11 protein-coding genes are annotated in these 14,706 nt (G+C 72.6%); 8 read left to right on the forward strand and 3 right to left on the reverse strand.

Annotated features, from left to right (window positions below):
- Positions 1 to 14 precede the first annotated feature (14 nt).
- The 6 genes from B7C62_30435 (at position 15) to B7C62_30460 (ending at position 9,221) form a co-directional block, all read left to right on the forward strand.
- Positions 15 to 1,097 carry an ABC transporter substrate-binding protein gene (locus B7C62_30435; GenBank protein ID ARF76109.1) on the forward strand — a complete coding sequence of 361 codons (1,083 nt, stop codon included), beginning with the start codon at positions 15 to 17 and terminating at the stop codon, positions 1,095 to 1,097.
- The gene (locus B7C62_30440; protein ID ARF76110.1) at positions 1,094 to 1,990 is read left to right on the forward strand and encodes an ABC transporter permease; all 897 of its coding nucleotides are present in this window, start codon (positions 1,094 to 1,096) and stop codon (positions 1,988 to 1,990) included. Before B7C62_30435 ends, B7C62_30440 begins: the two co-directional genes overlap by 4 nt.
- A complete protein-coding gene (locus B7C62_30445; protein ID ARF76111.1) occupies positions 1,966 to 2,712 on the forward strand; it encodes a sulfonate ABC transporter ATP-binding protein in 747 nt (248 codons plus the stop codon). The genes B7C62_30440 and B7C62_30445 overlap by 25 nt, the downstream gene beginning before the upstream one ends.
- 208 nt (positions 2,713 to 2,920) lie before the next feature.
- Positions 2,921 to 4,348: a monooxygenase gene (locus B7C62_30450; protein ID ARF76112.1), complete on the forward strand. Its 1,428-nt coding sequence runs from the start codon at positions 2,921 to 2,923 to the stop codon at positions 4,346 to 4,348.
- The gene (locus B7C62_30455; GenBank protein ID ARF76113.1) at positions 4,345 to 8,190 is read left to right on the forward strand and encodes an ABC transporter ATP-binding protein; all 3,846 of its coding nucleotides are present in this window, start codon (positions 4,345 to 4,347) and stop codon (positions 8,188 to 8,190) included. Before B7C62_30450 ends, B7C62_30455 begins: the two co-directional genes overlap by 4 nt.
- A complete protein-coding gene (locus B7C62_30460) occupies positions 8,187 to 9,221 on the forward strand; it encodes an aldo/keto reductase (GenBank protein ARF76114.1) in 1,035 nt (344 codons plus the stop codon). The genes B7C62_30455 and B7C62_30460 overlap by 4 nt, the downstream gene beginning before the upstream one ends.
- A 22-nt stretch (positions 9,222 to 9,243) precedes the next feature.
- Here the strand turns inward: B7C62_30460 and B7C62_30465 are convergent, their stop codons facing one another.
- On the reverse strand, positions 9,244 to 10,365 hold the full coding sequence (locus tag B7C62_30465; GenBank protein ID ARF76115.1) for a cellulase: 1,122 nt from the start codon (positions 10,363 to 10,365) through the stop codon (positions 9,244 to 9,246).
- Between the two features lie 200 nt (positions 10,366 to 10,565).
- Entirely contained in the window at positions 10,566 to 10,964 is a 399-nt protein-coding gene (locus B7C62_30470; protein ARF76116.1) for an extradiol dioxygenase, read from the reverse strand.
- A 219-nt stretch (positions 10,965 to 11,183) separates the two neighbouring features.
- Here B7C62_30470 and B7C62_30475 point away from each other — a divergent pair, with 219 nt between their 5' ends.
- Positions 11,184 to 12,683 carry an MFS transporter gene (locus tag B7C62_30475; GenBank protein ARF76117.1) on the forward strand — a complete coding sequence of 500 codons (1,500 nt, stop codon included), beginning with the start codon at positions 11,184 to 11,186 and terminating at the stop codon, positions 12,681 to 12,683.
- Positions 12,680 to 13,717, forward strand: coding sequence for a glutathione-dependent reductase (locus B7C62_30480; GenBank protein ARF76118.1), 1,038 nt, complete (start codon positions 12,680 to 12,682; stop codon positions 13,715 to 13,717). The genes B7C62_30475 and B7C62_30480 overlap by 4 nt, the downstream gene beginning before the upstream one ends.
- A 12-nt stretch (positions 13,718 to 13,729) precedes the next feature.
- On the opposite strand, the gene B7C62_30485 is transcribed toward B7C62_30480, so the two are convergent.
- The gene (locus B7C62_30485) at positions 13,730 to 14,611 is read right to left on the reverse strand and encodes a hypothetical protein (GenBank protein ID ARF76119.1); all 882 of its coding nucleotides are present in this window, start codon (positions 14,609 to 14,611) and stop codon (positions 13,730 to 13,732) included.
- Between the last annotated feature and the right edge of the window lie 95 nt (positions 14,612 to 14,706).

Below are 14,706 nucleotides of genomic sequence, written 5' to 3' on the forward strand. Positions count from 1 at the left end.
CAGGAATACCTCTCATGTCTCCTCACCCCACCGACGGCCCTTCCGCCACCGCGCGAACCGTGGGCCGCAGATCATTTCTCGCCCTCGCCACCGGAACGGTTCTCGGTCTCGCCGCCTGCTCCCCTCAGGTGAAGACGGCCGCCAACGCCGAACCCGCCGGAAAACTCCCCTCGGGCGCCCCGCCGCCCGGAACGAAACTGGCCGTGGCGGTACGCCAGACCCGGCTCCAGCTCGAACCCTCCGGACTCAAGAAGGACCTCGCCTTCACCGTTTCCGAATGGCCGAACCTGAGCGCGGGACCGGATATCATCCAGGGATTCCGGGCCCGGTCCATCGACCTCGCCTCCAATGCGGGAATTCCCCCGATCCAGGCCAAGGCCATCGGCGTGCAGACCCGGATCGTCGCCGTCCAGGTGCGGCCCCTGCCCATCTACACCTTCGCCACCGCCCCCGGCACCGCCATCGCCTCGGTGGCGGACTTCCGCGGCAAGAAGATCGGCTTCTCCCAGGGCCAGGCCCAGGGCGTCGTCGTCCTGCGCGCCCTGAAGGCCGCCGGGCTCAAGAACAGCGACGTCGAACTCGTCGCCCTGCCCAGCACCCAGTTCCTCACCGCCCTGCAGTCGAAGCAGGTCGACGTGGCGCCGCTGGGGGAGCCGTCCCTCACCAAGTACCTCGACCAGTACGCCAAGGACGGGGCCGCCGCCGTCAAGACCGACGTCGTGGACCTGCTCACCGTCCTGTGGGCCCCGGTCGAGGTGCTCGACGACCCCGCGAAGGCCGCCGCCGTCCGCAACTTCATCCCGCTCTGGGCCAAGGGCCTGGTCTGGGCGTGGGAGAACACCGACGAGTGGATCGACACGTACTACGTGAAGGACCAGGGCGTCTCCGCCGCCGACGGGAAGCGCATCGTCTCCTCCCTGAACAAGCCTCAGTTCCCGGTCAGTTGGGACAAGGCGATCGCGTGGGAGCAGGAGACCGCCGACCTGATGGCCGAGGGCGGCTTCGTACCGGAGCAGGACGTCACCGACCTGTTCGACCGCCGCTTCGAGGGCCTGGCGGCGGAGTCCGTCGCGGCCGAGTACCGGGAGACCTCATGACCGACCTGCTGCCCACGGCCCGTACGGGCGGGCCCGCCGTCCTCACGAAGGGCGCGGCGCCCCCGGGTGACGGCCCGCCCCGGGAGCCCGGCCCCGCCACCGTCGCGCGCGGCACCCGCAGACGGCTCGGCCCCGGCCGGTCCCTGCCCTTCGGCCGGCTCATCGGCCCCGCCCTGCTCGTCGCCCTGTGGTGGGCGGCCTCCGCCTCCGGCTATCTGGACCCGCGCATCCTGTCCGGGCCCGGCAGCGTGATCTCCACCGCCTCCGACCTGGTCGCCACCGGGCGCCTCCAGGACAACGTCCTCATCTCCCTCCAGCGAGCGGGCCTCGGCCTGTTCTTCGGTGTCGTCAGCGGCGTCGTCCTCGCGGTCGCGGCCGGACTGAGCCGCAGCGGCGAGTACCTGATCGACGGGCCGCTCCAGATCAAGCGCGCCATCCCCTCGCTCGCCATGCTGCCCCTGCTGATCCTCTGGCTCGGCATCGGCGAGGAGATGAAGGTGACCGTCATCGCCCTCGGCGTCGCGGTCAGCATGTACATCAACACCTTCGCGTTCCTGACCTCCATCGACAGCCGGTATGTGGAGCTGGCGGAGGGACTCGACCTGGGCCGGGCCCAGTTCATCCGCAAGGTCGTGATCCCCGGCTCGCTGCCCGGCTTCTTCGTCGGCCTGCGCCTCGGCGTCACCTCGTCCTGGGTCGGACTGATCGTCGTCGAGCAGATCAACGCCACCAGCGGCATCGGCTACATGATGTTCCAGGCCCAGCAGTACGCCCAGTCCGACGTGATCATCGTGGGCCTGGTGGCCTACGGGATCTTCGGCTTCGCCTCGGACGCGGCCGTACGCGCCATCGAGAGGAGGGCCCTGTCATGGCGACGCACCCTGGCGGGCTGATCACCGGGACCCGGCCCGCTGTCCGGACCAAGCGGCTGGTACGGAAGTTCGGCGACCGGATCATTCTGAAGGAGCTCGACCTGACCGTGGCGCCGGGGGAGTTCACCGCCCTTCTCGGCCGCAGCGGCTCGGGCAAGTCCACCCTGCTGCGGGCCGTCGCCCGCCTCGACCACACGGTCGAGGGCTCCGGCGAACTCACCGTCCCCGAACGGGTGTCGCTCTCCTTCCAGGACTCGCGGCTGCTGCCCTGGCTCCGCGTCCTGGACAATGTGATCCTCGGGCTGCGCGGCCCCGGCGCCCGGACACGCGGCCTCACCGCCCTGGAGGAGGTCGGCCTCGCGGGCCGCGACCGCTCCTGGCCGCACGAGCTCTCCGGCGGCGAACAGCAGCGCGCCGCCCTCGCCCGGGCCCTGGTCCGCGAACCCGAACTCCTCCTGGCCGACGAGCCGTTCGGCGCCCTCGACGCGCTCACCCGGATCAAGATGCACGGCCTGCTGCGCGAACTGTACGAACGCCACCGCCCCGCCGTCCTCCTGGTCACCCACGACGTCGACGAGGCCGTCGAACTCGCCGACCGGGTCCTGGTCCTGGACGAGGGGCTGATCTCCGTCGACCTCGCCATCGACCTGCCGACCCCGCGCTCCCGCCGCGACGCGCGCTTCCAGGAGTACCGCGACACCCTGCTCACGGCCCTCGGGGTCATCCAGCCGCCGCCGGGCTGAGCCGCAGGCCGCCCGCCCGGCGTGCCACCGACGGCCTGAACCACCGCCGCGCGCGCCCGGAGTGCGCCGCCAACTCTCCGTATCCGTAAGGACATCACCCGCGCCGGGAGCCCCGCACCCGTACTGGCCTCACCCGCATCGGGAACCCCGCCCTCGTACGGACATCACCCGCACCGGGAACCCCGCCCGCCCCTGCCTGGAGACACCCATGCCCGCAGCCAAGAACCGCAAGCCGCTCCACCTCAACGCCTTCCTCATGTCCACCGGCCACCACGAGGCGTCCTGGCGGCTCCCCGAGAGCCCCGCCGAGGCGGGCTCCGACATCGAGCACTACAAGAACCTCGCCCGGATCGCCGAACGCGGCCGTCTGGACTCCCTCTTCCTCGCCGACAGCCCCGTCCTCATGGGCGACCCCGGCCGCCGTCCGGCCGCCAAGCTGGAGCCCACCGTCCTGCTCACCGCGCTGGCCGGGGCCACCGAGCGCATCGGGCTCATCGCCACCGCCTCCACCAGCTACAACGAGCCCTACAACCTGGCCCGCCGGTTCGCCTCGCTGGACCATGTCTCCGGCGGCCGGGCCGGCTGGAACATCGTCACCACCGCCGGGGCCGACGCCGCCCGCAATTTCGGCCTGGACGACACCCCGCTGCACCACGAGCGCTACCGCCGGGCCGCCGAGTTCGTCGAGGTCTCCACCAAGCTCTGGGACAGCTGGGCGGACGACGCCGTCGTCGCCGACAAGGAGAGCGGCGTCCACGCCCGGGCCGAACGGGTCCGGGCCATCGGCCACCGGGGCGAGTTCTTCCGCGTGGACGGCCCCCTCAACGTCCAGCGCCCGCCCCAGGGTTACCCGCTGCTCGTGCAGGCGGGCTCCAGCGAGGACGGCAAGGACTTCGCCGCCCGGTACGCCGAGGCCGTCTTCACCGCCCAGCAGACCCTGGAGGAGGGCATCGCCTTCTACCGGGACGTCAAGGCACGGGCCGTGGCGCTCGGCCGCGACCCGGACGGCATCAAGATCCTGCCCGGCATCGTCCCCGTCATCGGCGACACCGAGGCCGAGGCCCGCGAACTGGACGCCGAGCTCGACCGGCTCATCGTCCCCGAGTACGCCAAACGCCAGCTCGCCCTGCGCCTCAAGATCGCCCCGGACGACCTGGACCTGGACGCCGAACTCCCCGAGGACATCCCCACCGAGGACGAGATCGAGGGAGCCAAGAGCCGCTACACCCTGATCGTGGAGCTGGCCCGCCGCGAACGTCTGACCGTACGCCAGCTCATCGGGCGGCTCGGCGGCGGACGCGGCCACCGCACCTTCGCCGGGACCGCCGAGCAGGTCGCCGACACCATCGAGCACTGGTACGACAGCGGGGCCGCCGACGGGTTCAACATCATGCCCGCCGTGCTCCCCTCGGGACTCGAGGTCTTCGTCGACCGGGTCGTCCCGATCCTCCAGGAGCGCGGCCTCTTCCGCACCGAGTACACCGGCTCCACCCTGCGCGAGCACTACGGCCTGCCGCGCCCCGCCAACCAGCTGTTCGACACGGCGGACCAAGCAGGCCAGGCGGACCGGGCGGACCGTGCGGCCCCGGCCGCCTCCGCACCTCACACCGACCTGGCCGCGGCGGGGGCCCGGTGACCGACTGTACGACGCGCGGCGGTGCCGGCCCCCTGCCCCGGGAGGCCGGCACCGGCTGGGCCCGGCGCCTCCTCGCCTACTGCCTGCGCCACCGCACCGACCTCCTCCTCGCCTTCGGCGCCGCACTCGTTGCCGCCGTAGCCACCGCCACCCTGCCCCTGGTCCTGCGCCATGTCGTGGACGGGGTCGCCGACGGCACCACCGCCTCCCTCACCCCCTGGATCGGCCTGCTCGCCGCGCTCGGCGCCGTACGCTTCGGCGCGAGCTTCACCCGCCGCTACCGGGCCGGGCGGCTCTCCCTCGGCGTCCAGTACGACCTGCGCAACGACGCCTTCGCCGCCCTCCTGCGTCTCGGCGGCGCCCAGCAGGACGGGCTGCGCACCGGGCAGGTGGTGAGCCGGTCCATCTCCGACATCACCCTCATCCAGACGCTGCTGCAATTCCTGCCGAACCTCACGGGCAACGTCCTGATGTTCGTCTTCTCGCTGGTCTTCATGGCCTGGCTCTCGCCCCTGCTGACCGTCGTGGCGCTCGTCGTCGGGCCGCTGCTCTACACCATCGCGCTGCGCAGCCGCCGCGACCTCTTCCCCGCCAACTGGCACGCCCAGCAGGAGGCCGCCGAGGTCGCCGCCACCGTCGAGGCGACCGTCACCGGCGTCCGGGTCGTCAAGGGCTTCGGCCAGGAGAGCCGGGAGCTCACCGGGCTGGAGGAGCGAGCCCGTACGCTGTTCGCCTCCCGGCTGCGCGTCGTCCGCTTCACCAGCCGCTACAACCCGGCACTCCAGGCGGTCCCGGCCCTCGGCCAGGTCGCTGTCCTGGCGCTGGGCGGCTGGATGGCCCTGCACGGCCGGATCTCGCTCGGCACCTTCCTCGCCTTCACCACCTACCTGGGCTCCTTCGTCACCCCCGTACGCCAGGTCGCCACCCTGCTCACCGTCTGGCAGCAGGCACGGGCGGGGGCCGAACGTGTCCTGGAGGTCGTCGACGAGGCCCCCGTCATCACCGACGCACCGGACGCCCGCGAGCTGCCCGACGACCCGGAACGCCCGCCCGCCCTCTCCTGGCGGTCCGTCACTTTCCGTTACGGAGAAGGTGATCCGCTCCTCCATGACTTCACGCTCGACGTCCGTCCCGGCGAGACTGTCGCCCTGATCGGCGCGGCGGGCTCCGGCAAGTCCACCGCCGCCGCCCTGCTGCCGCGCTTCTACGACGTACCCTCCGGAACGGTCGCCGTCGACGGCACCGACGTCCGCGAGCTCTCCCTCGCCTCGCTCCGCTCCCGGATCGGGTTCGTCTTCGAGGAGAGCCTGCTGATCTCCGGCACCGTGCGCGCCAACATCGCCTACGGGGTCCCGGACGCCACCGACGAACAGATCCGCGAGGCGGCCCGGATCGCCTGTGCCGACGAGTTCATCGAGCGCCTCCCGCAGGGGTACGACACCGTCGTCGGCGAACAGGGCCTCACCCTCTCCGGCGGCCAGCGCCAGCGCATCGCGCTCGCCCGCGCCCTCGCCGCCGACCCGGCCGTCCTCGTCCTGGACGACGCCACCTCCGCCATCGACGCCCGGGTGGAGGCCCGCATCCACGCCCGGCTGCACGAGGCGACCCGTCGCCGTACGACGCTGATCGTGGCGCACCGCCGCTCCACCCTGGAACTCGCCGACCGGATCGCCGTACTGGACGGCGGCCGGATCACCGACACCGGAACCCTGGACGAACTCCGTTCCCGTTCCGCCCTGTTCCGTACGCTGCTGTCGACGGCCGAGCCCACGGCCTCCGAACCCGTGCCGGAGGCCCCGGCGGGCGGGGTGACCGCGGATCTGTGGCGGCGCGAGGCCGCCGAGGCCGCCGACACCGAGGAGGGCACCGCCGTCCGCGCCGCCCAGGCGCTGGCCGAGGCCGCCGCCACCGCCGGGCCCGGACGCGGCGGCCCCGGCGGCGGGGTGCTCGGCTCCGCCCCGCCCAGCCCGGAGCTGATCGCCGGGCTCGCCCGCCTCCCGCTGCCCGAGGCCGATCCGAAGGTGCCCACCGCCCAAGCGGTCGCCGCCGACCGGGAGTTCCACCTCGGCACCCTGCTGCGGCCCTTCCGCCTCCCGCTCCTCCTGGGGCTGCTCCTGGTCGCCCTGGACGCGGGGGCGCAGATCGCGGTCCCCGTCCTCGTACGCCATGGGGTCGACCACGGGGTGGCCCGCCAGGCCGGGGGAGTCCTCCTCGCGGCGGCGGCCGTCGCGGGGCTCGTGACCGCGGTGAACTGGCTGATCGGGGTGGCCCAGGTCCGCACCACCGGACGCACCGGCGAACGGCTGCTCTACACCCTGCGCGTGAAGACGTTCGCCCAGCTCCAGCGGCTCGGCCTGGACTACTACGAACGGGAGCTCGGCGGCCGGATCATGACCCGGATGACCACGGACGTGGACGCCCTGTCCACCTTCCTCCAGACCGGTCTGATCACCGCCGTCGTCAGCCTGCTGACCGTCCTCGGCGTCCTGGTCGCGCTGCTCGTCATCGACGCGGGCCTCGCCACCGTCCTGCTCGTCGCCCTCCCCGTCCTGATCGCCGCCACCGCCCTCTTCCGCCACCACTCCGTTCCCGCCTACCGCGAGGCCAGGGAGCGCGTCAGCGCGGTCAACGCCTGCCTCCAGGAGAACGTCACCGCCATCCGCGTCACCCAGGCGTTCCGCCGAGAGCACCACAACGCCCGGGACTTCGCCCAACTCGCCTGGGGATTCCGGGACTCACGGCTGCGCGCCCAGCGGTACATGGGCACGTTCTTCCCGTTCGTGGAGTTCCTCGGCACCCTGTCGGCCGCCGCCGTCCTGGTCGTCGGCGCGGGCCAAGTGCGCTCCGGCGAGCTGAGCGCGGGCACGCTGATCGCCTTCCTCCTCTACGTGGAGCTGTTCTTCTCGCCCATCCAGCAGCTCTCCCAGGTCTTCGACGGCTACCAGCAGGCGGTGATCGGCCTCGGCCGCCTCCGCTCCCTGATGCGCACCCCGGCGGGCACCCCACCGGCCGAACAGCCGCTGCCCGTGGACAAGTTGCGCGGTGAGGTCGAGTTCGACGCGGTGTCGTTCGGTTACGGAGCCGGCGGCGGCCAGGAGGTCCTGCACGGGCTCCGGCTCCGCATCGCCCCCGGCGAGACCGTCGCCCTGGTCGGGGCGACCGGCGCGGGCAAGTCCACCGTCGTCAAACTGCTGGCCCGCTTCTACGACCCGACCGCCGGGACCGTCCGCGTCGACGGCCACGACCTGCGCGACCTGGAACTCGCGGAGTACCGGCGGCGCCTGGGCCTCGTCCCCCAGGAACCCCACCTCTTCAGCGGCACCGTCCGGGACGCCATCGCCTACGGGCGCCCCGACGCCACCGACGCCGAGGTGGAGAGCGCGGCCCGCGCGGTGGGCGCGCACGAGATGATCGCCGGGCTCCGGCTCGGCTACCTCCAGCAGGTGGGGGAGCGGGGCCGCAACCTCTCCGCCGGACAGCGCCAGCTCCTCGCCCTGGCCCGGGCCGAACTCGTCGACCCGGACCTGCTGTTGCTCGACGAGGCCACCGCCTCGCTCGACCTGGCCACCGAACGCCGGGTCGCCGCCGCGACGGAGGCCCTGTGCCGCCGCCGTACGACCGTGGTCGTCGCCCACCGGCTGACCACCGCGGCCCGCGCCGACCGGGTCGTCGTCCTGGACGCCGGAGCCGTGGTCGAGAGCGGCACCCACACCGAACTCCTCGCCGCGCGGGGCCCGTACCACCGCCTGTGGGAGGCGTTCCGGCAGACCGGCGGCGGCCCCCTCCCGCCGCAGGACCACCCCGACCCCACCGTTCAGCTCGTCAAGGAGAGTGCACGATGACCGAATACCGCAACCTCGGCCGCACCGGCGTCCGGGTCAGCCCCCTCGCGCTGGGCACCATGATGTTCGGCGCCCGGGGCAACACCGATCACGACGACAGCGTCCGGATCATCCACCACGCCCTGGACTCCGGCATCAACTTCGTCGACACCGCCGACGTCTACTCGCAGGGCGAGTCGGAGACCATCGTCGGCAAGGCGCTCGCGGGAGGGCGGCGCGACAACGTCGTGCTGGCCACCAAGTTCCACGGCCGACTGGGCGACGACCCCAACGAGTCCGGCAACAGCCGCCGTTGGATCATCCGCGAGGTGGAGAACAGCCTGCGCCGTCTCGGAACCGACTGGATCGACCTCTACCAGGTCCACCGTCCCGAGCCCGGCACCGACTTCGACGAGACGCTCGGCGCCCTGACCGACCTGGTCCGCCAGGGCAAGATCCGCTCCATCGGCACCTCCACCTTCGAGCCCTCCGCCATCGTGGAGGGCCAGTGGATCGCGGAGCGCCGGGGCCGCGAACGCGTGGTCGCCGAGCAGCCCCCGTACTCGCTGCTCGCCCGGGGCATCGAGCGCGAGGTCCTGCCGGTGGCGCAGCGGTACGGGCTCGGCGTGCTGTCCTGGAGCCCGCTGGCCGGCGGCTGGCTGACCGGCCGCTACCGCACGGGCGCCGAGCAGCCTGCCTCCAGCCGCGCCGAGCGCCAGGCCGCCCGCTTCGACATCGCCGCACCGGAGAACGCGGCCAAGCTGGCGGCCGCCGAGGCCCTCGCCGTACTCGCGGAGGAGGCCGGTCTCACCCTCGTCCAACTCGCCCTGGCCTTCGTGCTGGAGCACCCGGCCGTCACCTCGGCGATCATCGGTCCGCGCACCTTCGAGCAGCTGGAGAGCCAGCTCGGCGCCGACAAGGTGAGGCTGAGCCGGGACGTCCTCGACCGGATCGACGAGATCGTCCCGCCCGGCACCAACCTGTCGGCCCGCGATGCCGGTTACACCCCGGCGGTCCTCAACGACGCCTCACTGCGCCGCCGTTCGGCCTGACGGAGCGGAGGGCGGGCCGGGGTCACTGGCGGATGCGCTCGCGAATCCAGACCCCGGCCTCCTTCAGGACCCCGGTCCCGGTCCAGTTGGAGCCGTTGCAGGTGCCGGTCTTGAAGACGGCACCGGAGCGGTGGTCGTCGGAGTAGTTCCAGTTGGTCCAGGAGATCTTCTTCCGCTTCATCAGGTCGAGGTAGCGCTGCGACATCGCGAAGTCGTTGGCGCCCTCGCCCGCGTAGTTCTGCGTCCCGAACTCCGTGACGAAGACGGGGAGTCGGTCCGATGCCCGGTCCAGCGTCGCGAGATACGCCTCGCGGTGGGAGGCCGCGTAGAAGTGCAAGGTGTACATGATGTTCGAGGCGCGGACCGGGTTGTTCACCACCTCGGACTCATTGGAGCCCTCCGAGACCCCGAACGAGGACCAGGCGCGCGTCCCGACCAGGACCACCGCGTCGGGGTCCTGCGCCCGGATCACCGGGATGATCTGCTCGGAGTAGGACTTGATGGCCGACCAGCTCACCCCCGAGGGCTCGTTGGCGATCTCGTAGAGCACGCCCGGGTGGTCCTTGTACCTCTTCGCCATCGCGGTGAAGAACGTTTTCGCCCGGTCGAGGTTGGCGTTCGGATCGCCCGGCGTCAGCATGTGCCAGTCGATGACCGCGTACATCCCGCGTGCGTGCGCCGCGTCGATGAACTTCTGTGCCCGGGCGGTGAATCCGGCCGGGTCGGTCTCGTACCCGCCCTCCTGTACGTAGGTGGAGACGCGCAGCACATCGGCGCGCCAGTCGTGGGCGAGGGCGTTGAGCGAGCCGTCGGTGACGCACTGGGCGTACCACTGGGTGCCGTGGGTGCTCATGCCGTTGAGGGCGATCGCCTGGCCGGACGCGTTACAGAGCTGGAGACCGCAGACGCGGAGCTGCCCGTTGGCGGCGAGCGGTGTCGCGGCGGTGGGGGCGGCGGAACCGGCGGCGGGCGCCGGGGCGGCCCCCGCCCGTACGGGGGACAGGAGCGCGGTCACCACGCCGAGCGCGGACGCGGCGAGCAGGGCCTTGCGGGCGAGCCCCCGCCGGCCGCCCGTGGGGGCGGCGGCCTCGGGGGTCTCGGCGGGAGGGGTGGGGGACGTGGGGGGAGTGGGGCGCTGGTGCATGGTGGTGCTCCCTTCGGATGGGGGGTGGGAGACGCCATGGCGGCAGAACTGAAAGTAAAGCTTCCTTCCAATTGTCGTCAACAGTGTTGGGAAACTTTCCTGTCTATTGCCGCGCGCGAGTGAAGGGGCCCCGAAGAGCCCCTTGCTTCCCGCCCGTTGCCGTCGGCGCCCCGCGCTTCCCGCCCGGGGCCGCCCCGGCCTCAGCTCTGCTGCGGCAGCGGATACACCGCCAGCGAGAACGAGTGGCCCGCCGGGTCCCCGTACACCCGGACATCGCGCGGACCGCTGTTGCTGTCACCGGTGTCGACGGGCCGGGCCCCGAGCGAGATCGCCTCGCGCTCGGCCTCGTCGATGTCGTCCCTGCTCACCAGGATGCGCAGATGCGCCTGCTGGGAGTCCTCCGGGCGGGGCCAGCTCGGCGGTGCGTAGCCGTGGTCCCGGCGGATCGCCAGCCGGACGCCGTCGTTGCCGACGATCTCCACGAAGTCGGGGTCGGAGCCGATCCGTATCTCCGCGTCGAGCAGACCGGCGTAGAACTCGGCCAGCTCCATCGGTTCGGCACAGTCAAGGACGAGAACGCTCGTTTTCTCCACAGTCATGCGGGAACAGGTACCCCCGGCCGTCCGGGACACGCCGTGCGGGACCCGGACACGCGGTGCGGGACGCGGACACGCCGTACCGGAACCGGACGCGCGTACCGGATACGCGTACCGGAACCGGGTGCGCGTGCGGGACCCGCCGCGCCGTCCACGTCCCGGGCGGGCGCGCCCCGGACGTCCAGGATGAGGAAACACCCGGCCCGACCTAAGGTGCGAACCATGGCAGAGAGCGCGGCGCGACCCGGCCCGGCCGGACGCGACGCCGACACCGGCGGCCCCGACCCCCGGCGCTGGAAGGCGCTGGCGGTCTGCCTGGTGGCGGGCTTCATGACCCTGCTGGACGTCTCCATCGTCAATGTGGCCCTCCCCTCCATCCGCGAGGGCCTGAACACCCCCGAGTCCGACCTCCAATGGGTCGTCTCCGGCTACGCCCTCGCCTTCGGCCTCTTCCTGATCCCCGCCGGACGCCTCGGCGACGCGCGCGGACGGCGGGCCGTCTTCATGGCGGGGCTCGCCCTGTTCACCCTGGCCTCAGCCGCCTGCGGAGCCGCCCAGTCCAGCCTCTGGCTGGTCATCGCCCGACTGGTCCAGGGCATCGCGGGCGGACTGATCTCCCCGCAGATCTCCGCGCTGATCCAGCAGATGTTCTCCGGGCGCGAGCGCGGCCGGGCCTTCGGCATGTTCGGCACGGTCGTCGGGATCTCCACCGCCGTCGGCCCGCTGCTCGGCGGACTGCTCATCCAGGCGGCGGGCCCCGACCACGGCTGGCGCTGGGTCTTCTACGTCAACCTCCCGCTCGGCGCCGTCTGCCTCCTGCTCGCCCACCGCCTCCTCCCCGACACCCCCTCCGCCGGCCGGGTCCGGCCGCGCGACCTGGACCCGTTCGGCGTGCTGCTCCTGGGCGCGGGCGTACTGGCCCTGCTGCTGCCGTTCGTCCAGGCCCAGCAGTGGCCCGGCAACGGCAAGTGGCTGCTGGTCGTGGTCGCCGCCGTCCTGCTCGGGGCCTTCGTCGCCTGGGAGGCGCGGTGCACGGGCGGCCCCACCCACCCGGTGCTCGACCTCTCGCTGTTCCGGCTGCGCTCGTACTGGCTGGGCTGCCTGCTGATCCTGCTCTACTTCGCCGGGTTCACCTCGATCTTCTTCGTCACGACCCTCTACCTCCAGTCCGGTCTGGACTACTCCGCCCTCCAGGCCGGACTGGCCATCACCCCCTTCGCCCTCGGCTCCGGGGCCGCCGCGTCGATCGGCGGCCGGCTCGTCGGACGGTTCGGCCGCCCGCTCGTGGTGGCCGGACTCGTGATGGTCGCCGTCGGCCTCGCGGGCACCGCGCTCGCCGTCCACTGGGTGCCCGGCAGCGGCGCGGGCTGGGCGATGGCCGCCCCGCTGCTCCTCGCCGGTCTCGGCAGCGGTCTGGTGATCGCCCCGAACCAGACGCTGACCCTCGCCGAGGTCCCCGTACACCGGGCGGGAAGCGCCGGGGGCACCCTCCAGACCGGGCAGCGCGTCGGCTCGGCGGTCGGGATCGCCGCCGTCGGCGCGGTGTTCTTCGCCCAGGTCGGCCCGGAGGGGTGGGCGGACGCGTACGACCACGGGCTGATCGTCTCCGTCGCCTTCGTGCTGGCCGCGCTGATCGTGGCGCTGGCCGATGTCGGGGCCGACCGGCGGGGCAGACGACGGGAACGCAAGGAATCCACCGACCCCTCGAGGAGCACGGCATGAGCGACACATCCGGCAAGAGCGCCGGGAGCGACGGCAACACCTCCTACGGCCACAAGCCCTTCAAGCGGTCCCGCAGCCACTTCGCCGACCGCATCACCGCCGACGGCCGCGACGGCTGGCCGGTCGAGGCGGGCCGCTACCGGCTGGTCGTCAGCCGGGCCTGCCCCTGGGCCAGCCGCGCTCTGGTCTCCCGCCGCCTGCTCGGCCTGGAGGACGCCCTCTCCCTCGCCGTCACCGACCCCATCCAGGACGACCGCAGCTGGCGCTTCACCCTGGACCCGGACGGCAAGGACCCGGTGCTCGGCATCCGCTATCTGAGCGAGGCGTACGACGCCCGGGAGCGGGACTACCCCGGCGGGGTCAGCGTCCCCGCGATCGTCGACGTACCGAGCGGGAAGCTGGTCACCAACGACTACCAGCGGATCACCCTGGACCTGGCCACCGAGTGGACCGCCCTGCACCGCCCCGGCGCCCCCGACCTCTACCCCGAGCCGCTGCGCGCGGAGATCGACGAGGTCATGGAGGGCATCTACCGGGACATCAACAACGGCGTCTACAAGGCCGGGTTCGCCAGCACCCAAGAGGATTACGCGGAAGCCTACGAGGCACTCTTCGCCCGCCTCGACCAGGTCTCCGACCGCCTCACGGACCGCCGCTACCTGGTCGGCGACACCATCACCGAGGCCGACATCCGCCTCTTCACCACCCTGGTCCGCTTCGACGCGGTCTACCACGGCCACTTCAAGTGCAACCGTACGAAGCTGACCGAGGACCCCGTCCTGTGGGCGTACGTCCGCGACCTCTACCAGACCCCCGGGTTCGGGGACACCGTCGACTTCGACCACATCAAACGCCACTACTACCAGGTGCATACGGGGATCAACCCGACCGGCATCGTCCCTCTCGGCCCCGACCTCTCCGGCTGGACCACCCCGCACCACCGCGAACAGCTCGGTGGCCGCCCGTTCGGCGACGGCACCCCGCCCGCGCCCGTACGGGAGGACGAGCGGGTCACCCCGGCCGACCGGGTCTGACCCCCGGCTCCCTCAGCCGGCCCGAGGCGGGGGCGGCTGCGGTGCGAGCGTGTCGGTGGCCAGGGACGAGCGGGCCAGCACCACACAGCCCGCGGCGATCAGCCCCAGCCCCGCCAGCTCCGGCAGCAGCCACCAGCCGGTGCGCAGCTCCTCCTCGAAGAGCGTCACCCCGTACAGGATGCTGATCAGCGCGTCCCCGAGCGTCAGCATCGGCTGCACCGCCACCAGACTCCCCGCGTGCAGGGCGTTCTGGAGCAGGAAGAGGGCACCGACCCCGGCCGCCGCCGTCGCGTACAGCTGCCACGACGTCAGCAGCGCGACGGCCCCGCCTTCCGGGCCCAGATGCGCCATCGCGTCCTTCATCAGCGCCGCCGTCAGCGCGTAGCCGCAGGCGGCGGCGAGCCCCAGCAGGGCCGCCCGGGCATTGCCGCGCACCCGCAGCGCGGCGACGATCAGCACCGCCTCGAACGCCCCGGTCAGCAGCAGCGTCGGCACCCAGTCCGCACCCCGCACGGCGTCGGTGCCGTCGACCGGCGCGGCCGACCCGAGCCCGACCGCCAGACCGGCGGTCACCGCGGCGACGCCGTACCAGACCGTGCGCGGCGCCCGGACCCGCATCATCCACCCGGCCAGCAGCAGGGTCGCGGGCAGCTCGATGACGAAGATCGGCTGCACCACCGAGATCGGCCCGGTCGCCAGCGCCACCGCCTGGCAGACCGCCGCCACGATCACCAGGGCGATCCCGGCCAGCCACACCCGCTGGCGCACCAGATGGCCGATGAGGGAGAGGCGCATCGCCTCGCCGTCGGGCACCTCCAACGCGGCCCGGCGCTGGAGCACCGAGGCGGAACCGTTGCTCAGGGCGGTCAGGACGGCGAAGAGGACACTGATCACCGGTTCATCATGGAGCGGCCGGGGAAGGGGCGCGCGGGGCGTGGGGCCGGAGGGCGTAACGCCGGTCCCCGGCCGTCGCGGACCGTCCCTGTCCG

The sequence above is a fragment of the Kitasatospora albolonga genome (assembly GCA_002082585.1).
Lineage (GTDB): Bacteria > Actinomycetota > Actinomycetes > Streptomycetales > Streptomycetaceae > Streptomyces > Streptomyces stephensoniae.

Coding starts and splice junctions, on each gene's coding strand:
- B7C62_30435 (ARF76109.1), top strand. CDS start 15: ATGTCTCCTCACCCCACCGACGGCCCTTCCGCCACCGCGCGAACCGTG.
- B7C62_30440 (ARF76110.1), top strand. CDS start 1,094: ATGACCGACCTGCTGCCCACGGCCCGTACGGGCGGGCCCGCCGTCCTC.
- B7C62_30445 (ARF76111.1), top strand. CDS start 1,966: ATGGCGACGCACCCTGGCGGGCTGATCACCGGGACCCGGCCCGCTGTC.
- B7C62_30450 (ARF76112.1), top strand. CDS start 2,921: ATGCCCGCAGCCAAGAACCGCAAGCCGCTCCACCTCAACGCCTTCCTC.
- B7C62_30460 (ARF76114.1), top strand. CDS start 8,187: ATGACCGAATACCGCAACCTCGGCCGCACCGGCGTCCGGGTCAGCCCC.
- B7C62_30465 (ARF76115.1), bottom strand. CDS start 10,365: ATGCACCAGCGCCCCACTCCCCCCACGTCCCCCACCCCTCCCGCCGAG.
- B7C62_30470 (ARF76116.1), bottom strand. CDS start 10,964: ATGACTGTGGAGAAAACGAGCGTTCTCGTCCTTGACTGTGCCGAACCG.
- B7C62_30475 (ARF76117.1), top strand. CDS start 11,184: ATGGCAGAGAGCGCGGCGCGACCCGGCCCGGCCGGACGCGACGCCGAC.
- B7C62_30480 (ARF76118.1), top strand. CDS start 12,680: ATGAGCGACACATCCGGCAAGAGCGCCGGGAGCGACGGCAACACCTCC.